The sequence below is a fragment of the Alteromonas sp. IB21 genome (assembly GCF_016405965.1).
Classification (GTDB): domain Bacteria; phylum Pseudomonadota; class Gammaproteobacteria; order Enterobacterales; family Alteromonadaceae; genus Alteromonas.
This window is the reverse complement of record NZ_JAEFCD010000006.1, coordinates 22073-43181: the sequence shown is the minus strand read 5'-3', so window position 1 is coordinate 43181 and position 21109 is coordinate 22073. Positions and strand designations below refer to the sequence as shown.

20 protein-coding genes are annotated in these 21109 nt (G+C 44.4%); 11 read left to right on the top strand and 9 right to left on the bottom strand.

The genetic code is table 11. The features are described from left to right. Nucleotides 1-142 precede the first annotated feature (142 nt). From truA to purF, 7 genes are all read left to right on the top strand, one after another. Nucleotides 143-931, top strand: a complete 789-nt coding sequence (truA, locus tag JC525_RS05935) for a tRNA pseudouridine(38-40) synthase TruA (RefSeq protein WP_198814993.1) — start codon at nt 143-145, stop codon at nt 929-931. 169 nt (nt 932-1100) lie between these two features. Continuing rightward, complete coding sequence (locus JC525_RS05930; protein WP_198814992.1) at nt 1101-1901, top strand: substrate-binding periplasmic protein; 801 nt, start codon at nt 1101-1103, stop codon at nt 1899-1901. A 297-nt stretch (nt 1902-2198) separates the two neighbouring features. Continuing rightward, nucleotides 2199-3044 (top strand): acetyl-CoA carboxylase, carboxyltransferase subunit beta, encoded by an 846-nt coding sequence (accD, locus tag JC525_RS05925; protein ID WP_198814991.1) that lies wholly within the window; start codon nt 2199-2201, stop codon nt 3042-3044. Next, complete coding sequence (folC, locus tag JC525_RS05920) at nt 3044-4375, top strand: bifunctional tetrahydrofolate synthase/dihydrofolate synthase (protein WP_198814990.1); 1332 nt, start codon at nt 3044-3046, stop codon at nt 4373-4375. Before accD ends, folC begins: the two co-directional genes overlap by 1 nt. Before the next feature lie 45 nt (nt 4376-4420). After that, entirely contained in the window at nt 4421-5035 is a 615-nt protein-coding gene (locus JC525_RS05915) for an SPOR domain-containing protein (protein WP_198814989.1), read from the top strand. Between the two features lie 130 nt (nt 5036-5165). Continuing rightward, entirely contained in the window at nt 5166-5654 is a 489-nt protein-coding gene (locus tag JC525_RS05910; protein ID WP_159117575.1) for a CvpA family protein, read from the top strand. A 14-nt stretch (nt 5655-5668) separates the two neighbouring features. Then, nucleotides 5669-7192 (top strand): amidophosphoribosyltransferase, encoded by a 1524-nt coding sequence (gene purF, locus JC525_RS05905; protein WP_198814988.1) that lies wholly within the window; start codon nt 5669-5671, stop codon nt 7190-7192. Between the two features lie 92 nt (nt 7193-7284). On the opposite strand, the gene JC525_RS05900 is transcribed toward purF, so the two are convergent. Together JC525_RS05900 and miaE are read right to left on the bottom strand one after the other, a co-directional pair. After that, a complete protein-coding gene (locus JC525_RS05900) occupies nt 7285-7884 on the bottom strand; it encodes a Yip1 family protein (protein WP_198814987.1) in 600 nt (199 codons plus the stop codon). Between the two features lie 207 nt (nt 7885-8091). Further along, a complete protein-coding gene (miaE, locus tag JC525_RS05895; protein WP_198814986.1) occupies nt 8092-8874 on the bottom strand; it encodes a tRNA isopentenyl-2-thiomethyl-A-37 hydroxylase MiaE in 783 nt (260 codons plus the stop codon). Nucleotides 8875-9038: 164 nt separating this feature from the next. On the opposite strand from miaE, the gene JC525_RS05890 reads away from it, so the two are divergent. Together JC525_RS05890 and JC525_RS05885 are read left to right on the top strand one after the other, a co-directional pair. Further along, nucleotides 9039-9635 carry an acyl carrier protein phosphodiesterase gene (locus JC525_RS05890; protein ID WP_198815092.1) on the top strand — a complete coding sequence of 199 codons (597 nt, stop codon included), beginning with the start codon at nt 9039-9041 and terminating at the stop codon, nt 9633-9635. A gap of 177 nt (nt 9636-9812) precedes the next feature. Next, a complete protein-coding gene (locus JC525_RS05885) occupies nt 9813-11414 on the top strand; it encodes a S10 family peptidase (RefSeq protein ID WP_198815091.1) in 1602 nt (533 codons plus the stop codon). Between the two features lie 134 nt (nt 11415-11548). Here the strand turns inward: JC525_RS05885 and JC525_RS05880 are convergent, their stop codons facing one another. After that, entirely contained in the window at nt 11549-12463 is a 915-nt protein-coding gene (locus tag JC525_RS05880; RefSeq protein ID WP_198815090.1) for a LysR family transcriptional regulator, read from the bottom strand. Between the two features lie 100 nt (nt 12464-12563). On the opposite strand from JC525_RS05880, the gene JC525_RS05875 reads away from it, so the two are divergent. Further along, entirely contained in the window at nt 12564-13577 is a 1014-nt protein-coding gene (locus tag JC525_RS05875) for a zinc-binding alcohol dehydrogenase family protein (RefSeq protein WP_198815089.1), read from the top strand. Nucleotides 13578-13667: 90 nt separating this feature from the next. On the opposite strand, the gene JC525_RS05870 is transcribed toward JC525_RS05875, so the two are convergent. Continuing rightward, a complete protein-coding gene (locus JC525_RS05870; RefSeq protein ID WP_198814985.1) occupies nt 13668-14663 on the bottom strand; it encodes a YhdH/YhfP family quinone oxidoreductase in 996 nt (331 codons plus the stop codon). 199 nt (nt 14664-14862) lie between these two features. On the opposite strand from JC525_RS05870, the gene JC525_RS05865 reads away from it, so the two are divergent. Beyond that, entirely contained in the window at nt 14863-15282 is a 420-nt protein-coding gene (locus tag JC525_RS05865; protein WP_198814984.1) for a winged helix-turn-helix transcriptional regulator, read from the top strand. Between the two features lie 147 nt (nt 15283-15429). On the opposite strand, the gene gtfA is transcribed toward JC525_RS05865, so the two are convergent. The 5 genes from gtfA to JC525_RS05840 all read right to left on the bottom strand — a co-directional run bounded on the left by gtfA (nt 15430) and on the right by JC525_RS05840 (nt 21038). Continuing rightward, a complete protein-coding gene (gtfA, locus tag JC525_RS05860; RefSeq protein ID WP_198814983.1) occupies nt 15430-16926 on the bottom strand; it encodes a sucrose phosphorylase in 1497 nt (498 codons plus the stop codon). 346 nt (nt 16927-17272) lie between these two features. Further along, complete coding sequence (locus tag JC525_RS05855) at nt 17273-17440, bottom strand: oxidoreductase-like domain-containing protein (RefSeq protein ID WP_198814982.1); 168 nt, start codon at nt 17438-17440, stop codon at nt 17273-17275. Between the two features lie 245 nt (nt 17441-17685). Next, nucleotides 17686-19455 carry a flotillin family protein gene (locus JC525_RS05850; RefSeq protein ID WP_198814981.1) on the bottom strand — a complete coding sequence of 590 codons (1770 nt, stop codon included), beginning with the start codon at nt 19453-19455 and terminating at the stop codon, nt 17686-17688. 19 nt (nt 19456-19474) lie between these two features. Next, nucleotides 19475-20089: an OB-fold-containig protein gene (locus tag JC525_RS05845; RefSeq protein WP_198814980.1), complete on the bottom strand. Its 615-nt coding sequence runs from the start codon at nt 20087-20089 to the stop codon at nt 19475-19477. Nucleotides 20090-20258: 169 nt separating this feature from the next. Then, nucleotides 20259-21038: a hypothetical protein gene (locus tag JC525_RS05840; RefSeq protein WP_233095011.1), complete on the bottom strand. Its 780-nt coding sequence runs from the start codon at nt 21036-21038 to the stop codon at nt 20259-20261. Between the last annotated feature and the right edge of the window lie 71 nt (nt 21039-21109).

Below are 21109 nucleotides of genomic sequence, written 5' to 3'. Positions count from 1 at the left end.
ATTTTTATAATGCAGGCTGTTTTTGTTTAAGTCGCTGCGCGTTAACATGTCATTACGTCAGCATTTTTTACGCATATGCAGCATTGCATGTTGCTCGTAGGATGACTAAACTTAGCGCCTTTTTAGCGAAGGGGTAATACAGATGGGGCGAATTGCCTTAGGGATCGAATACGACGGTGCAGCAGTTTACGGCTGGCAACGTCAGCGTGAAGTCCCAAGTGTTCAAGAACATCTCGAAAAGGCACTATCGACAGTGGCCAATGAACCCATTGAAGTACAATGTGCTGGGCGCACCGACGCGGGCGTGCATGCCACAGGGCAAGTGGTTCACTTTGATTGTGATGCGCCACGCTCCGAGCGCGCATGGACGCTCGGTGTAAACGCGAACCTTCCTAATTCTGTCGCTGTTACGTGGGCTAAGAACGTCAGCGATGACTTTCACGCTCGGTTTTCTGCCACCCATCGCCGCTATCGTTATGTAATTCACAACGCCAAAATGCGTCCCGCTATCCTGCATTCAGGGGTTACGCATATTCATCGTGAATTGGATGAAGAGAAAATGCACCTTGCTGCACAGGCATTATTAGGCGAGCAAGATTTTACCTCATTTCGCGCAGCGCTATGCCAAAGTAAAACGCCATTTCGAAACGTTACTGATGTGAATGTTTACAGACAAGGCCGCTATGTCATTATTGATATTCGGGCAAACGCGTTCTTACACCACATGGTTCGCAACATTACCGGTGCGCTTGTTGAAATTGGGGCAGGGGAGCAAGATGTCAATTGGATTGCACACTTACTAAGTCTAAAAGACAGAAGTAAATCAGCTGCAACGGCTAAGCCAAACGGTTTGTATTTGGTTGACGTAACTTACCCTGAGGAGCATGACTTGCCCAAAGGGCCTTTAGGACCTTTGTTTTTGCCAAATTGACATGATTTAGCACGCTAATAGATTGTGTGAAGCTACCCCAAGGGTTTTAAGCATTATGCTTTTTTTAGTATTCTGCAGGGGAGTAAGGATAGCGAAGTAAACCGACGTATAGTCGTGATTTTAGTGGTTCGTTCATAATGCGCTGTCGATAAATATACAAGGAGGTAATGTGCCTATTTTTCACTTCAGCTTAACACTACTTTGCTCGTTACTGTGTCTAACGACATTTTACTGCCGTGCTAATACACAAGATCATATCCCTAGCGTGCGTTTTGCCGTTAACACACCCGGCTCAGCTCCTTATTTGTACTATGATGAGAGCGCAAAGCGCTACCAAGGCGTCGTCGTCGATTTTTTTAATGCTGATGAACTATCAAGTCAGTTTCGCGTCGTCTATTTAGATTCAAATCGCGCTAGAAGTGAAGATTTATTAAAGTCGTCGTCCGTAGACTTGTTTTTATCTTCCGAAAGTTGGATAAGTAAACCGAACAGCTTTCTCTTTAGCGAAGAGTTGATTAAGCATGAAAGTTATATCTACTCCACTACAAATTTCGAAGGACCATTTGTTCCAGAGGAGAACGTATCCTCGAGTATCTGTACACGATACGGTTTTGTTTATCCTGCCTTAACACCGTATTTTGATAGGGAAGAAAATAATATTGATAGGGTTGACTCAAGTAGCCAATCTACAATGGCTATGATGCTGTCGAGAGGACGCTGTGACTTTGCGATAATGAATGAACACAATGCCCGTTCAGTCATGTTTGACCCGAAGTTCTGTTCTACAGAGTTTTATCAGTCGCCTAATGTTATTAGTCGGGTGAGTTTAGTGTTCGTTATTCGTTCTGGTTTCACTTCTCTTAAAGATAAAATTGATATCGCACTTAAGCATTTTGTTGAAAGCGGCCAAAGGCAACTATCTTTTGAGCGTCATTCAGGTGTTAACCAGTTTCCGAAGGCTAAATGCTAGAGACGTCTATTTAAGCCAGTACATACTGATACCTTTATATACTAATTTAAATGCAGTAATAACAGAGGTAAGCGTCACTAATCCCGACCGCCAACTTCTAAGACCAGTTTTGTTTTTTCCATTTCGTTGTATTGTGGTCTAATAGCGCGCTATATTAGGTAGCTGTTCTGTTGTGTTACGTATTTTTTCTTTGTAATACAGCATGGAACTTAAAAATTTAATGTGTTGTTGGCCTCAAGTATGAACAATTATTAATCGTCATGGTCGGCAAACAAAAAAACAAAGGATTCAATTTCCATGAGCTGGATTCAAAAAATTCTCCCGCGCACGCAAACATCACACAAAGGTAATGTACCTGAAGGTATTTGGACAAAATGTGGTTCTTGTCAAGCCGTGTTGTACAAAAGCGAACTGGAAAAACTTCAGGAAGTTTGCCCTAAATGCGATCATCACATGCGTATTACGGCACGTCGCCGTATCGATGCGTTTCTCGATGATGGAGATCGCGTGGAGTTAGGCGCCGAGCATGAACCTCAAGATGTGCTTAAATTTAAAGACTCTAAGCGCTATAAAGACCGTATTGTTGCCGCTCAAAAAGCAACTAATGAGAAAGACGCGTTAGTGGTAATGCAGGGAAAGCTTAAAGGTATGCCTGTGGTCGTCGCTTGTTTTGAGTTTGCGTTTATGGGCGGCTCAATGGCGTCAGTAGTGGGCGCACGTTTCGTTGCGGCTGTTAATGCGTGTTTAGAGAACGACATGCCGCTTATTTGTTTTAGTGCAAGTGGTGGCGCGCGAATGCAAGAAGCGCTTATGTCATTGATGCAAATGGCTAAAACGTCTGCAGCTCTCGCTAAGATGAGCAAAAAAGGCCTGCCTTATATCAGTGTGCTTACCGACCCTACTATGGGTGGTGTATCTGCAAGCTTGGCAATGCTTGGTGACGTTAATGTGGCAGAGCCAAAAGCCCTTATCGGTTTCGCGGGCCCTCGCGTAATCGAGCAAACAGTTAGAGAAAAGCTACCTGAAGGTTTCCAGCGTAGTGAATTCCTTGTTGAGAAAGGCGCAATTGATATGATTGTTGACCGCAGAGATATGCGTGATAGATTACACAGCCTGTTGGTTAAGTTGCATTATAAGAATTAGTGAATAACGAAAACAATCTAAAAGCCGGCTCAGCGCCAAACGCAAAAGAGGGCACCTCGTCTTCAAATACGCAAACAAGCCTGGGCCAGTGGTTATCCTACCTCGAATCTATTCATCCTAGTGCCATTGATATGGGGCTAGACAGAGTTAAAGCTGTAGCGCAGTCTATGGCGCTTTCTTTAACGCAATCGCTTGTTATTACGGTAGCTGGTACTAATGGTAAAGGCACCACGTGTCGCTTGCTTGAGCAAGCCATGCTATCGCAAGGAAAAAGTGTTGCGGTATACAGTTCGCCCCATTTAACCGATTATCGAGAACGGGTTCGTTATAATGGTGAGTTACCGCCAGCGAATGAGTTCGTTAAAGCTTTCGAGTTTGTTGAAAAGTCGCGAAAGGAAACGGAAGGCGACCCTATCACCTTAACCTATTTCGAATTCGGCACCTTGGCGGCAATGAAAATGATGCAGTCATGGGCTGTAGATGTGGTTATTCTTGAAGTGGGCTTGGGTGGGCGACTGGATGCAACCAATATCATCGATCCCGATCTTGCTGTGATTACCACTATCGACCTTGACCATCAGGATTGGCTTGGCAATACCCGCGAAAAAATTGCTCGTGAAAAAGCGGGTATAATGCGTAAAAACTGTAATGCGGTGGTGGGCGATTTATTCCCGCCATCTTCGCTTTACGATGTGGTAAACGAGCTACAGGCGAATGTACGCTGGGCAACACAAGACTTCGTAACGGTAGTGGCAAGTGATTACAGTGAGTGGAGCTGGAAAGGAAAAAGCAACAGCTACGCATCGTTACCTTATCCTAAAATTCCACTTCAAAACGCAAGCACGGCGTTAGCCGCGCTAGAGCTGCTAGACTTGCTTCCTGAAGAGGGTGTGGTAAGAGATATCATTGAAAACACTACCATGCCGGGTCGACAGCAGACTATAAGTGAATCGCCCTTTGTGGTTGTTGATGTCGCCCATAATCCACAAGCCACTACAGCTATGCAAAACTGGCTAAATCGATATGATGTGAGCAAAATGCGCATTGTCGTGGGCATGCTTAAAGATAAGTCTATTGCAGAAACCTTAGCGCCACTCTCTGCGCTTAATGCCGAGTGGTATGTGGCCTCAACAAGCGGCCCTCGAGGGTGCAATGCAGAAGTACTTGAAAATGCACTTGTTAATGCTGGTACAACCATAGAGAATATAGAGACGTTTAAGGACGTAACCTCGGCATATCAGCATGCGCTTGCAGATTATCAAACTGGTGAACTTATTCTCGTTTTTGGTTCTTTTGTTACCGTAGCAGACGTGCTTGCTGAGCATAACTAACACGCGCATTGTAGAGAAAAACGTGTATTCAAGCAGGAGAGCAAAGTGACATCGGCATTAAAGAATAGACTGGTGGGTACGATCATTGTCGTTGCCTTAGCGGTCATTTTTTTACCAGACTTTCTTGATGGCAAAAAGCAAACGAACAGAGAACCATTTGTTTCTGTACCTGCCAATCCACCGAAGAAACCAATTGTAGAGCCCGAGCCATTTCCATCAGAGCGAGTGGCAAAAGCAGCAGTTCCTGCTGTCGAAATAGAAGATGAAACCGCTATTGACGATGAGCCTATGGTGGCATCGCGTGTTGAGGGTTCTGGCGCTAGCGTTACCCAAGCCCCAAAAGAAAACCTTTTCGAAGAACAAGATAACCTTGCCAGCCAAACCGTGGTTGATAACAAAAGCGCGGTGGCAGATGATGATGCAGGTTGGGTTATTCAGCTTGGGAGCTTTCGTCATGAGAAGAACGTCAAAGCGCTCTTAGCTAAACTTGAAAGAGCGGGCTACCGGGCCTTCAGTCGTAAAATTCAGACCAGCTCTGGGCCACTTAATAAAGTGTTTGTTGGTCCTGACCTAGATAAGAAAAAGCTTGAGTCGGCACTGCCTCATCTAAAAGAGCTCACGAGCCTGAAAGGCAAAGTTACAACGTTCAAAGTAGAGTAGTGCGTATTCTTACCTGTATGGATCTGTATTACAGACTAGTAATATTTCTATCTTCTGTTAGAATGCGCGCCATCTCGCCAAAGGCTCGTTGCTTCATCACAAAAAGCAACATCAACGCAATAAAGAGACGATGAACTGGGTAGACTTTTCCATACTGGGTATCATTGCGGTATCTACCTTAATAAGCCTAATCAGAGGGTTTGTTAAAGAAGCCATCTCGTTAGTGGTATGGTTTGCTGCACTCTTTATTTCAAGCAATTTCTACGCAGACCTCGCCATTTATTTTACAGCTATTGACGACCCCTATTTAAAAAATGGCGCAGCTATTGCCGCGCTCTTTGTCGCAACGCTTATCCTCGGCGGCATGATAAATTACGTAATCAGCCAGTTGGTACAAGCCACGGGGCTGTCAGGAACCGATCGTGTCTTAGGCATAGTTTTTGGTGCATTGCGTGGCGTTTTGATAGTGAGCGCATTGCTCTTTTTTATGGATACCTTTACTCGCGCAGCCTCAGCAGCATGGTGGCAAGCGTCGGTACTCATTCCCGAGTTTGGTGTCATCATTGAGTGGTTTTTCAGCTATGTGAAAGACTCCTCCAGTTTCTTAAATCCCGCTTGAAATAGGTAACGCACATGTGTGGTATAGTCGGAATAGTTGGTAAAACACCCGTAGCTCAGTCGCTGTACGACGGTCTAACGGTTATTCAGCACCGAGGACAAGATGCCGCAGGCATAATGACTATCGACCAAAATATGTTTAATTTGCGCAAAGCAAATGGTTTGGTTCGAGATGTTTTTCATACGCGCCATATGAAAAGATTGTCTGGCAACATGGGTATCGGCCATGTGCGTTATCCAACGGCTGGAACGTCAAGTTCGGCAGAAGCGCAACCGTTTTACGTGAACTCACCGTTTGGAATTGCCTTTGCGCATAACGGCAATTTAACCAATGCCCACGAGTTGCAAGAAGAAGTATTCCGCATTGCTCGCCGTCACATTAACACGACTTCAGACTCTGAATTACTCCTTAACATTCTTGCTCATGAACTGCAGCAAGTTGCGGGTTTAAGTGTAAGTGCTGAACATATTTTTGAGGTCGTCACGAAAGTTCATAAAAAAATCCGCGGTGCCTATGCAGTAGTAGCGGCCATTATCGGTCAAGGTATAGTTGCGTTTCGTGACCCTCACGGTATTCGCCCATTGGCGCTAGGTAAGCGTATGAGCGAGCTAGGCGAGGAATGGATGGTAGCTTCTGAAAGCGTGGCGCTTGACGCGGTAGGCTTCCAGTTTGTTCGCGATGTTATGCCAGGTGAAGCAGTATTTATTACTGAAGAGGGCCAGCTACACACAAGACAGTGCGCTGAAAACCCGGTAACGTCCCCCTGTATTTTTGAATTTGTTTATTTTGCTCGCCCAGACAGCTTTATTGACGGTATTTCAGTATATGCATCGCGCGTAAACATGGGCCGTAAACTTGGTGAAAAAATCAAGCGCGAATGGGCAGACCTAGATATCGACGTGGTTATTCCTATTCCTGAAACGTCGATGGACGTAGCGCTTCAAATAGCCAACACGCTAGAACTGCCATATAGACAGGGCTTCGTTAAGAACCGCTACATTGGCCGGACCTTCATTATGCCCGGCCAAACCATGCGTAAAAAGTCAGTACGCCGCAAGCTAAACGCAATCTCCTCTGAGTTTAAAGGCAAGAGCGTATTGCTTGTTGATGACTCAATCGTACGTGGTACTACATCAGGTCAAATTATCGAGATGGCGCGTGAGTCAGGCGCGAAGAAAGTGTACTTTGCGTCAGCCGCACCGGAAATTCGCTTCCCTAATGTTTACGGTATTGATATGCCTTCGGCCAATGAGCTCATCGCTTATGGTCGAGAGATCGATCAAATAGCAGAGCTTATTCAAGCAGATGGCCTTATCTTCCAAGATATCTCTGACCTGGTTGATGCGGTTCGCGAAGAAAACGAAACCATTCAGCGTTTTGAAACGTCTGTTTTTGATGGAAATTACATTACAGCAGACATCGATCAAGCGTACCTTGAACGCATCGACTTGTCTCGCGGTGAACAATCGAGAAAAGCGCCGGTGGTTCAGGCGGAACTAAGTAATCTTGACGTTCATAACATGGATGCTGCTGATTAGTATTGCATAAGCTTTTAGAGAAGCTACTTGTTGACAAAAAAAGCCGCTTTTGAAAGCGGCTTTTTTAATGGGTTTAATCTTTCAAAAAAGCGTTAGTGGACGAATACCGGCCCACCAGTGAGCCCCCATACCAATACTGAACCTGTCATTAGGATAACGAGCAACACTAGACCGCATGTCACCACCGAACTTGAATAAATAAAGCCCTTATCCTCTGGCATGTGCATTAAAATTGGAACCCCCGAGTAAAGCAGATATACCGAGTAGCTTATGCCTACCAACAAGGCCGTCATCACCACCCATAGCTCAGGATAAAGACCGGCAAAACCCACCATAAATAGTGGTGTGGCCGTGTAAGCTGCAAGCTCTAATGATTGTGTATAAGTTGGCGTCGCATCAAACGCTTTAGCAAGTTCGTGAATAAGTACTGCCAGCGCCACGACTCCAGCTATCAAACCGAAATACATACCTATGCCCATCATAATGGCGGTGCTTTCACTGAGTCTGATCACATCACCCGCGCCAATACTCCAACCAGTGTGAGCGCTTGAATAATACGCTACGAGTGAGGGAATGAGCGCTATAAAAGCGATATGGGTAAGTGCGTAAAAATAGGTTTCGTGCTTGGTATCAATGGTTTGCCACTCTTCTCTTGGATGAGTGTAGATACCAATTAAGTGATTTAAAATCATAAGGTCCTGCCTTGTTCACCAACATTATTATTAGACAATTGTTGTGAGGCAGTAGAAACACACGAATCAGCCGAGAATTTAAGTAAACTCGGACACAGCGGCAAGCGCTAAAGAACTGCCATTAACAATACATTTACAAAATTAGTGTGCAGCAGAAAATCAAAGGCGTCAACATAAATAGTTTAATTTATGAACACCACTATAAAGCTAGTTGATGTTCGGCGCCCCAGAGTGGAAACGAAGCTCTTTGTCGTCACTTTCTATCAACGATTTTTCAACGTGACCGAAGTGAGCTACACGTTCAGTGATATCCGTGTCGGATATTTGTCCAGCAAGCGTGAGGTAATCTTCAAAGTGTCTGGCTTCAGAGCGCAATAGCGAAACGTAAAACTTGCCTAAATCTTCAGACACAAAAGGAGCGAGCTTGGCAAAGCGTTCGCAAGAACGGGCTTCAATATAGGCGCCGCAAATAAGCTTGTCGACAAGCTTTTCAGGCTCATAGGTGCGTACGTGACGTAGTAAGCCATTGGCGTAACGGCTAGACGTTACCGATTTATATTCAAAGCCTAGCTCGTGCATAATCTCTAGCACTTGATAAAAATGATGAAGCTCTTCTTTTATGAGCAATACCATTTTATCTAGCATGTCTTTTTTGAAGGGCTCAAGCCCTTCAACATTAAACACACTTTTTGAAAGGTGCTTAGTGTTGAGTGACTGCCAATCGCCCTCATGTCTGTAGGTAAAGTCCTCGTAAGGTTTTAACCAGCCTAAAAGCACTTTGCTTGTTTCCTCATCAGCCACATAACGGCGGAGTAAGTACATGGCTGACTGAGCCGCTTTCAATTCGCAGATTAAGTGATCGGTAAGAATCACGCGAAGGTTTTCTTCTTTTTGAGCTTCGTCTATCCACGACTGTGGCGTCTCGCAGTGCAAAAAAGCGCTAACTGGAGCAAGTAGAGAGGTGACTTCAGAAGTGGATATTACAGACATGTTGAAACTCAATGTTAAGTGCTACGATGTTTCAGTTAAATTTGAATTTGGCATCTGGCAACCTACGTTTCGGCGAGGCCACATTCAAAGTTTCTGATCGAGGCGTGATTTTACTTGATACCTACAAGCCCTTACAACTTAAAAAGAGGCCGTTAAATTACAAAATGAACTACCTAGCTCACCTTTTCCTGGCACGACCAACCGCAGACTCTCATTTTGGTAACTTGTTGGGAGATTTTAGGCGAGGTGTTGATACCAACAGATTTGGAAACGCAGTTCAGCTAGGCCTTAAAAACCACTACGAAGTTGATCGATTCACCGATAGTCACGAGAGCGTTTTAGCTGCAAAGGTGCTATTCGATAAAAGTCGCCGGCGCTTTGCCCCTGTAGCATTGGATATCTATTTCGATCATTTACTCATTAAACACTGGACAAAATTTTCAACCCAATGTTTCGATGATTTTCGCGAGCAAAGCTTCGCTTTGTTAGAACAACGGTTGCCTACCATGCCAAGAACGATGCAGCACAGTGTAGGGCATATGATAACTCATGACTGGTTTGAGGATTATGCTAACGAAGAGGGCATTGCCAAAGCGATTTCTGTTGTCGCTAAACGCATTCGTTTTCCCAATACTTTTCATAATGCTGTAGACGATATAGGCAAACACCAACAGGAAATAGAGGCGAGGTTTTTAGCTTTTTTCCCTGACCTCATTGCACATATAAACGATAACAGCCCTGAAAATATGGATAAATCGTAGGCCGTGTTACAGAAATGTATCGAAGAAATTGGTGGTTTTGTCGTTGATTGCTAAGCTGACGTACAAACAGAGATATAGTCTAACTAGAATGTTTGCACATCTGTATAAGTGACAGGTCGGCAGGCTCTAAGAATACAAAAAAGATAAATCTAACGACACACAAAGACAAGAGTAATGATGAATAAACAAGCCTTAAACCTAGTAACATCACTTGTGTCATTTCGCCACGGTGATAACAAGCATAAAGCGCTGCCTTGGCTAATGGCCGCTATGCTTGCTTTTGTAAGTTTGAATGCGAGTGCTTCTGAAGATGAGAAAAGCCCCTCAGCACACGCTCGCGCTATGAAAATTGATAGCAGTGTAGTGACAGAACACGAAACCAAAATTCTTGGCAAGCGCGTGAAATACAGTGCTACTACAGGTACGCAACCCGTATGGAACAGTAAAGACGAAGCGGTTGCTACCTTATTCTACACGTACTATCAGCGAACTGACATTAAAGAGAATACGGAGCGCCCGCTTATTATTTCCTTTAATGGTGGCCCTGGATCTGCCTCAGTATGGATGCACGTAGCGTATACTGGCCCTCGTATTCTAAATATTGATGATGAGGGTTATCCCGTTCAGCCCTATGGTGTTCAAACTAACCCTTATTCCATTTTAGATGTGGCAGACATCGTATTTGTAAACCCGGTAAACACAGGGTACAGCCGTGTACTGCCAAAAGCTGATGGCAGTATGCCTTCGCAAGACGAGCAACAAAAAATGTTCTTTGGGGTTAACGCCGATATTAGCTATTTAGCGGATTGGGTGAATACCTTTGTAACACGCAATAACCGCTGGCGCTCTCCTAAATATTTAATTGGTGAAAGTTACGGTACTACGCGGGTTTCGGGTCTTGCATTGGAGCTACAAAACCGCCAGTGGATGTATCTAAACGGTGTCGTGTTGGTGTCGCCAACCGACATCGGAATTGAGCGCAATGGGCCTGTAAAAGCCGCTAACCGCTTGCCCTATTTTGCGGCTGCCGCCTGGTATCATAATAAACTTGAGCCTGAACTTCAGAACAAAGACCTTACTGAATTACTTCCTGAAGTCGAAGACTTTACCATCAATAAGCTCATTCCTGCGTTGGCTAAAGGCGGCTTCATCGGCGAAGCGGAAAAGCGTGACGTGCTAAAACAAATGGCGCGCTTTTCAGGGTTAAGTGAGGCGTCTATCGCTCAAAATAACCTAGACGTAAGCACGGCTTTCTTCTGGAAAGATTTATTACGAGATGAAGGGAAGACCTTAGGCCGCTTGGATAGCCGTTATTTGGGTATAGACGCGAAGCAAACTGGCGATCGCCCTGATTATTGGGCAGAGTTAACATCATGGTTGCATTCATTCACGCCTGCCATTAATTATTACCTGCGCGAAGAATTAAATTACAAAACTGATATTAAATACAATATGTTTGGCAATGTTCACCCTTGGGATAGAAGTAACAACCAAACTGGAGAAAACTTGCGTTTGGCGATGGCGCAAAATCCGTATCTGAATGTGTTGATTCAAGCTGGATACTACGATGGCGCAACTAACTACTTTGACGCCAAATATACCATGTGGCAGCTAGATCAAAGTGGCAACCTAAAAGACCGCCTTAGCTTTAAAGGGTATCGCAGCGGGCACATGATGTACTTGCGTCGCGATGACTTAAAACAGTCAAACCAAGACTTACGTGAATTCATTGAGGCTAGCACACCAGGCAAAGGCGCACCCGCCATGTACAAGCGCTAGTTAGAAGTTAACCAGTACTAATAATGACGGCTATTCCTACTCAGACTTGTCGACGTAGCGCTATAGCCTTTTGCCCATCGCATGTAAAAAGAGCCTCGTCGGTAAGCTAAGCGCTTTTCTAGCGTCTATTCTCATTAAATACCTGCTTCTTTAAGGCGCGCTAGACATTCAGCGCAGCGCGCCTTTAACATGTCTCTTAATAACCTCACTGCTGGCGTGATTGATTGGCGGCTCGGGCAGATTAACCAAAGCTGCGTAGGTTTTGGCTGGTAGCCGGGCAATAACGTAACAAGGCGCCCACTTAAAATATCGTCACAGGTATCTAAGCTTGATTTAACCGCTACCCCTTTACCTGCGACAGCCCATCTTCTGACCATTTCACCGTCGTTCGCCGTTCTGTTGCCCTGCATTTTAATCTTTAGCGGTTTACCGTCGTGCACGAATTCCCATTCGTTATACACTTTGTCGTGTAGTTGATAAAAAAGCCCATTGTGCGTTTTCAAGTCTTCAAATTGTTCTGGGGTACCGTGGGTGTTGCGATAAGAAGGGGCGGCGACAAGAAACCGAGGCACGTCGCAAATTTTAAATCCGTAAACGCTTGCATCATCTGGTGAACCATAACGCAGAGCTAAATCGATAGGATCGCGGTAAAAATCGATATTGCTGTCGTTTAAATTAAGTTTTACGCTTATTTTTTCATGCTCCTCCATAAAATCATCAAGCCACGGCGCTACTACATTTCGTCCTAAGTCAGATGACAAACCTAGTCGTAGTTCGCCCTCAATAACGCCAGTATCGCCTTTTAAGTTCTGCTTAGCATTTGAAAGCATCGCCATGGCTTGTTCACATGTTGGCAAGAAGCGCTCACCGGCAGAGGAAAGCCTAAGCGATCGAGTTGTGCGTACAAATAACTCAGCGCCGAGGGCTTGCTCAACCCGTTTAACTGCAGCACTCGCCGTAGCGGTGCGCATATTTAGGTGGGTAGCTGCAGCGGTAATGTTTCGAAATTCGGCTACTTTTATCACAACGTTCAAGTCATCGAGCAACATGATTTTCAAAAACTATTTGATAATGTTTCTTATATTGTGCTGTTTATCGAAATTTAATCAAGAGTATGATGAGAATATTACTCAAAAGGAGAAACGAATGATGAAAGCTATTGGTTATACCCACTCACTAGATATTAACGAGCCAAATGCATTAATAGATTTAGAACTCGCTAAGCCCAGCGCTTCGGGTAGAGACTTATTGGTAAAAATAAGCGCGATAGCGGTAAACCCTGTAGATTACAAAATTCGTCAACGAGTAAATCCTGAAGGTGGCGACCCTAAAGTGTTAGGCTGGGACGCCGTAGGTGAAGTGATTGAAATTGGCGCTGATGTCACCGAGTTTGCCGTTGGCGACAGAGTTTATTATGCCGGAGACCTTACCCGAGCAGGGTCGAATGCCGAGTTTCAACTGGTTGATGAGCGCATTGTCGGAAAAGCGCCCACGTCTTTATCAGATAGCGATGCCGCGGCGCTTCCGCTAACTACCATTACGGCCTATGAGTTGTTGTTTGATCATCTTGCGCTAAAACAGCAAAGTGAAAAAAGTGACGAAGTTGTACTTGTTGTGGGCGCAGCAGGTGGTGTTGGTTCAATAATGCTGCAACTACTTAAAACATTAACCGGCGCAACGGTTATTGCTACTGCATCTCGGGAAAGTTCAAAAAACTGGGTGCAAGAGTTAGGGGCCGACTACGTAGTTGACCACAGTAAACCTATGGCCGCGCAAATCAAGGCCTTGAATATTGGTGAAGTGACCCATGTGGCGAGTTTAAACAACACACACCAGTACATTGAAGACTTTGTGGAAGTCATGAAGCCGAAGGGTAAATTAGCGTTAATTGACGACCCAGAAAGCTTGGATGTGGCAAAGCTTAAACAAAAAAGTCTGTCATTACATTGGGAATTTATGTTTACCCGTTCAATGTTTAAAACTGATGATATCGTTGAGCAAAGTCGTTTACTTACTCATGTTGCATCACTTATTGATGAAGGAAAAATAAAGACAACTGTAGGAAAACACTTAGGTAAAATTAACGCTGAAAACTTGATTGAAGCGCACAGAATTTTAGAAGAAGGGCGGGCTATTGGTAAACTCGTCTTGGAAGGCTTCTAATTAAGAGTAGGTTAGTTGCAGGCAATATTTAATTGCCTGCGACTATTAATGGTCAATAGGAAAGAATAAAGCCTAATTTGACCCCAAAGCCTAGGCTTGAACATTCACTAACGTACGGCCTGAAATCTGCCCTTCTAAAATGGCGTCAATTTTTTCATTAACGGCATCTAGATTTACTTCCTCTGTAAGGTCATCAAGACAATCGAGCTTCCATTCACTGGCAAGCTTATCCCACAATCTCAATCTAGGCGGCATAGGGCACTGCACAGAATCGATGCCAAGTAACAAAACGCCTCTCAAGATAAATGGAAATACGCTAACATTCAGGTCGGCAGAAGCGGTAAGCCCGCAGCATGTCACTGTTCCGCCATATTGGGTAGCCTTAATGGCTTGCGCTAAGTATTCACCACCCACCGTATCTACAGCGCCAGCGTATTGTTCTTTTAACATTGGGCGCTCTTTATTTTCTAACAGTTCGTCGCGAGTTATTACTTTGCTTGCGCCGAGTGTTTTTAAAAATGACTCATGTTCTTTTTTCCCAGTACAGGCGACGACCGAGTAACCCGCTTTGGCAAGCAGGGCTACTGCCACAGAGCCCACACCCCCCGTTGCACCTGTAACCAGAATATCGCCTTTTTCTGGCGAAATACCATGTTCGACTAAACCTTGAACAGATAGCCCGGCAGTGAAGCCTGCGGTGCCTATTACCATAGACTCCCTTAACGATAAACCATCGGGTTTAGCCACTGCCCATTCACTTGGAATTCGAATATATTCGCCAAACCCTCCTGCCGTGTTCATACCCAAGTCATAGCCGGTTACAATAACTTCATCGCCTTCTTTGAAGCTGTTGTCATCGCAGGATATAACTGTGCCTGCCGCGTCTATACCCGGGGTATGGGGGAAGTTTCTGCTTACGCCGGGATTTCCGGTGGCTGATAGCGCATCCTTATAGTTTAGTGATGAATACTGCACCTTAATGAGTAAGGTGCCCTCTGGTAAATCATCAAGCGAACGCTGGCTTACACTGCGGACAAATGATTTATCTTCCTGTTTTTCTACAAGCAACGCTTTGAACGATGTCATACCTGTCTCCATTGGTTGAAAGTTACGCTTCCCATTGTGACAATATATACACTTTGCGCAAGTATGCACTTTTTAGTAGGGTAGTACCCAAAAAGATACTATTGGAAATGATCGCTGGCTTCTCTAAATTATCTTATTGAAGTTTGCACTGGTTAAAACCAAGAGCAGCGTCGGCTGTTTTGCTTTTTAAGGAATTGCTATGACGGCGAATTTAACACGGGTAGAAGCAGAGAAGGCTGACGGTATTGTTACCGTAGATTCTATTAATGCCAAATCAGCTAAAATTGGGGAAAAAGAAAATGACGCGGCTCAGTATGTTTGTGGCGTAGCCGTATCGTTAGAAATAATTGGTGGAAAGTGGAAAGGCGTTATTTTATGGCACTTGTGCCATAAAACGCTGCGCTTTAGTCAATTGCGTAGGCGTCTTCAGGGCGTTACACAGAAAATGCTTACTCAGCAGTTAAGAGAACTAGAACGTGATGGGTTGGTCAATCGCAAAGTGTATGCTGAAGTGCCCCCGCGCGTCGAATACTCACTTACAGACCTAGGTCGTACGCTAGAGCCAACCTTGCGCCAGCTATGTGATTGGGGCAGAACCTACAATGATGAACATAGGTAATTTAAGGGGCAGCGATAAAGTGCATTAGGCGCTCTGTATTACACAAAGTGAGGAAAACAAAAAAAGGTGAGTGTAGGAAAAGCTTCCCCACACCCACCTTTTTCGAGCCACACTATTACTAAGGTTAATTACCTATCTATTTACGGTTTAGGCAAGTAAAGAAACGACAGACAGCGTACTTTCCTCGCCGTTAGTGACAGTGTGTACTGTGGCACTCATATTGTTAAAATCGACGGTCAATGACGCAATATCGCCGTCTTTATTCCAAGTAAGTACCAGTGTGTTATTACTGTAGCTTACGTCGAACGCGCCATTGAATGCTGGGCTTTCGTTTCTAAGGGTAATAAGTTGCATTAAGCCTTTAACAACCGGCTTTTGCACTGCCTCTTCAACCATGGTAGATGTTAAGTACGGACGGTTAATATCGCGACCGACGTTGGTTCTAGCTAGTAATTCCATATCGTTTTGTGCAGCGAGTAAACCACCGTAATAAACTTGAGGAATACCTGGGCTAAAGAACTGAATGGCACGCGCCACCAAATAAGCGAAGTCATCTTTGCCAAGCGCATCATAATAGGTACAGTTGACTTGGTAGAGATCAACGTTATTCGCGGCAGCGCCGGTGGCTTTTTTAGACTCACCATTAGAGTTAACGTGAATTTGCTCCACCAACGCATTAATAGCCTCGGCGTTTAATAAGCCCGGCTTGTCACCGCTTGCGCCCACGTCAACAATGCCGATGCCGTCGTGCGTATCTAGAACTGTAAAGCAGTTGCGAGGTGAAATTGATAGCCAATGTGCCAGTGCGCTTGCATCTTTGGTAAACAGCGTATGCAGCACCAAAGGCGGTAGTGCAAAGTCATAAACACTGTCACAACGAGAAGCAATATCAATTTGGGTTTGGTAGTGGCTGTGAATTTCTACAAGACACTGCATGCCCATCGAACGTGCGCGCGTTGAAAGTTCTTCAATAAACTCGAAGGTTTCTTCAAGCATAAAACAGTTAGTGCCTGTGCGCTTAATTGCATAGCCTGCCGCGTCAAGACGAATAAGATCAACGTTGCTTTCAGTGAATGATTGTAGGATAGAAGATAAATAATCTTTACCTAATTGCGATTCAACATCAATATCGATTTGGTTGGAAGTAAAGGTAGTCCAAAACGGAACCGTCTCTGGAGAATCAGTTTCTGTGCCTACCTCATAATCGCTGAAAAACGGTGTTGGGCGAGGGCGGAACACTTGAGCAATTTGCTCATCGATTAACGCTTGGTCATTACCTTTAAACACATCTTCTTTAGTAAGAAATAGTGGCCAATAGTCAGACTCGCGACCTTTTTTCAACACATCTTTAAACGCTTCGCTTTGGCCAGACATATGATTAACAATAAGGTCGGCCATGATATCTACCGATTCACCCAGATTTTTGATGTTGTTCCAGTCACCTAATCGTTCATCGACGGAGGTGTGATCAATAGGATCGAAGCCAGCATCTTCACCATCATATGGGTAGTAGAAGGGGAGAATGTGAACACCGGTGAATAAGCCATTTAGCGGGCCTTGAAGAAGGCTTGTAAGGCTCTCTATGTTGCCATCACCTAATCGGTCTGCATAGGTGATTAATTGAACGCCATTGCGTATAGACATGATAACTCTCCAAAATTCAGCATGTGCTTACTCGTACTTCGAATACATCGCGAGCGTGCATTACTTTAAGTCAAGCGCTACCAGTCTTGTTGGTCCATAGCTGAACATGTAACGGGCTTTGCTTAATTGTTGATATTTTACTAACATAACGTAGTGACAGTTGACGCCAGTAAAATTAATAACTTAATCGATTAAGATAGGTTATCAGCACAACGAGAATTTGTAAATGAGAAGTTCAATAACGAAGGGTGTTGCAAAAATGTTGGTTTGGCGTTGATTGTTTGGTTTTGCTGTAGGTGGAACGGTGGGTTATTGTCGCTAGTTTACGACGTGCGCCTGTAACTTTTTAATTGCCGATGTCGCTCGACGCTTCGTTATTTTCTTGTTCTTCCTTGACTTCCTTCCACTTAGCCAACTTTTCATAGTAGACGTCCCAGACACAAGGGCAGCATGAGCCCCCACCGCAGCAGTCATCTCTCAAAGGCTTTTCAGGTTCTTCGTGTATCGACGACATCAGAAATCTCCTCGAATTTAAGTGGCCTATCATCTCGGTTTGTGAAAGATATGTTAACTCGGCCAGGCGTCTATCAGTACGCGTTTATACTACTACTAACAAACAACTTTTGCAGCGTTTAAAAAAGGGGAGGAATGCAAACACAAGAGGCCCCCAACGAATGAAATGTTAGAATGTTGAGGGCGTTTCCTAGAGCGTAAACAGTGTAGCAATGTCAGGTTTAGAACGTATTTGAAAACTTAACGTTATTCCAATGGAGACGCTTCTGATGTCTTATTACCACTTGACTGCTCAGGTGGTGTTGCAATAGCTTTTGGTTTTACAGCGTTTGCCTTAGCTAGCAAATCACTGTTACTCGTTACCAAGTCTTCTAATGTGCCATTGTCAGCGTCTACCAAGCCCACTTCACGAAGCATCGAGTCTACCAAAGGTGCATTGGCACGGTAACTAAGCGCGGCTTGCGTTACTTGTTCAGCTAGACCACCGCCAGTAGTGGCAATAGTGTGCTCGCCTTTTGCGCCGTTACCTTGACCGTAACCTTGTAGAATTTTAATACCTTCAATATTTTCAAGAGGCTTAACTGCGTTTGCCACGAGTTCAGGCAATACTTTAAGCATAGCAAGGGCTTTTTGCAGTTCAATCTGTTCAGTTTTAAGTGTGTTCTCAGCTTCGTAAAGCGCCTGTTTACCTTGCGCTTCAACGGCGAGCACTTTCTCGTCAGCCGCAGCTTGAAGCATTTTGGCATCAGCATTAGCCTTCGCTTCAGTAAGAATCGCGGCAGCAGAGTTTTCAGCAGCTTCTCTCTTAGCCTGTGCTTCAACGGTAATACCTACCGCCTCACGCTCCGCTTCCTTACGTGCATCAATAACTTCAATTTGTTTTTTACGCTCTGCTTCAGCTACAGATTTTGCTGTCAGTACCGCTTCTTCTTTTTCTACTTTCTGTTTTTCAGCTTCGGCTGCTCTTGCGCGGGCTGCGGATTCTTCTTCTGATTTAGTTGCAACCGCAATTTGCTTGATTTGTTCCGAAACCTCTACCTCTTGCTGCTGGCGGATGCGTGCCTGCTCCAAGGCTTGACGCTTGGCGATTTCTTGCGTTTCAATTTCTCGCGACTTTTCAATTTCAGCGGCCTCAATGGCACGTTCTTTTGCAATCTCAGCTTCGCGTTCTTCACGCTCTTTCATTTCACGCTGCTTGGCAATTTCTGCTTTTTGTTCCTGACGTTTAAAGGCTAGCACTTGCTCTTGGGCGAGACGGGCTTCTTCTTCATCGCGTTTTACATCAAGCGATTGCTTTTCTGCTGCTAAGTTGCGTTGCTCGATAAGAATACGGTTTTCTTGCTGAATATCGTTGGTTTCTTTGCGTTTTTCTTCAATGATTTTGGTTAAGCGAGCGCGACCTTCGGCGTCGAACGCGTTGTTTTCATTGAAAAACTGAAGGTCTGTTTGGTCAAAGCCTGTCAAGCTTACCGATTCCAACTCTAGACCATTCTTTTCAAGATCGTTAGCGACGCTTTGCTGAACTTTTTGCACAAAGTCAGCACGCTGTTCATGCATTTCAGTCATAGTCATTTCAGCGGCTACGGCGCGAAGGACGTCAACAAATTTCGACTCCATTAACTTTTTAACTTCTTCTGCTCGGGTGGTACGTGTACCAAGCGTTTGCGCGGCCATTGATATGCCGCTCGCATTTGGCGCGACGCGCAAATAAAAATCCGCTTTTACGTCAACGCGCATGCGATCTTTGGTGATAAGCGCGTCTTTCTGAATTTTTTCTACCTCAATGCGAAGGGTGTTCATGTTCACCGGAATAATTTCATGAACAACAGGCAGTACCAAGGCACCCCCGTCTTTGATTACTTTTTCGCCGCCTAACCCCGTTCTTACAAAGGCGGTTTCTTTGGTGGCGCGGGTATAGAGTTTTGCGAAAATAAGGCCAATAACAATGAGCCCTACAACAATGGCACCGGCAATAAAGAGGATTGACGGCAAGCTAGATGGTTGAATTGTATCCATACTTTTATCTCTTTTTAGGTTATTGGTAGCGTGTTGCTAACCAGCTGTGTTCATTTTTTTGAACTAAAATTACGCGCTCTCCTTGCGAGAAAAGCTCATGGTCTTCAAATGGCTCTACTAACACAAAATGAGGTTGCGAATAATGATCGGTGAACTTTGCCTCTGCGGGGTTTCCTCTACTTGCCTTTCCAATGGTTATCTCAGCAACAGAGCCAAGAAAGTCGTCGCTACTAAGGGCGCTAGATTCGACGCTGGGTAGCAAGTTTGAAATCAGCCGAACAGTTTTTGCCGTAATAAACAACCCCATCGCCAAAGCGAGCAAAACTGAGACAAGTGAGGGGAATGTTGTATTAAGGATACTTGCACTTAAACCGTTGATGATTAGCCCTGAAAGGCCAAAAAAGGTCATTAATACAATGAGGTAAACAAGAAAAGGAACTTTGTTTATATTTAGCCAACTGGCAAAGGATGTACTAAGGAATCCTTCACCATCGAATTCGGCAAAGTCGTCGCCTAATCCCAAAAGACTCATACCAAAAACGGTGCTGATAAGCTCAAGAATAAAAACTAAGAAAACGGCGAATAGCGCGATGCTGAACCAAAAGTTTGCAGGGGAAAGAAGTACATCTGTCATTTACACCATCCATGATGAGTCGCTCATTTTGCTCTTTTATACCATAGAACAAAAATTAAGCCAGTGAATAACTTATGTACTTTGGGATAGTTTGTAATAAATCCTTTTTACAGAATTTTTAAATGGCCATGTAAAGTGCATGGCCACTTATTTATTACGCGCTATATTCTCAGTGAGAATGGGTTTCACCGATACTGTGGCCATGTTCATCATAGAACCCACTGGCTCCAGCTTCAATAAAGCCCTGGGTGACCATTTTGGTTAAAAACGGGTCAGTATGGTCATCGCCAATATCAGCGTAATCTGTACTTTGATAGTCACGTCTTTTTGAAAAAAAGGCTTCGGTATTAGCATTAAAATCAACGTTCGTAAGTTTCCATTCTCTGGTTACGCCGTTTTTATCAACGCTAAAAAATGCCACCAATTTTAGGTAAGGAAGCCACTTAAGTGTAAATTTACCTTGGGGGCTTTCCAGTGAGTAGTATTCAACCGTATCGCACCCTTTACCGTCTTTTTTGTCTAGCGACATTGCGTTAATGAGTTTGTCACTTATAAGCTGGTAGCGGTAGGAAAAATCCGTCTCTTTTTTACCGTGGATAGTTTCTCCAGGCTGATATTCTATGGCGCGCACGTGAGCATCAAAATATCGAGTTGGTTTGATAAAACGCTCTCGAACCAGTGTCCAAGACTCAGTAATATTTGTTACGGGATATTCATGCGCCACATTATTTGCATTTCGCCACAAATGAAGTGATGTAGTTTTTGGGTCTTTTGATGGGCTTTTAATGCTTGTTTCGTACGCTGCGTGAAGGTTAGCGCCGTTTTTCTCACAAACAAGTTCAGGAGATGCATGTATGGCAGAGTGATTCTTCATATCTTGAGCCAGGCCATGCGTGCTTAAACCAGAAAAAAACACAAAAGCAAAGATAGAGGCTTTGAGTGATTTCATTCATTAAATCCTAGAGTGAATGATGTTGCTTACTTACATGGAAAAAGGCGACCGAAGGCCGCCCTTGTTTT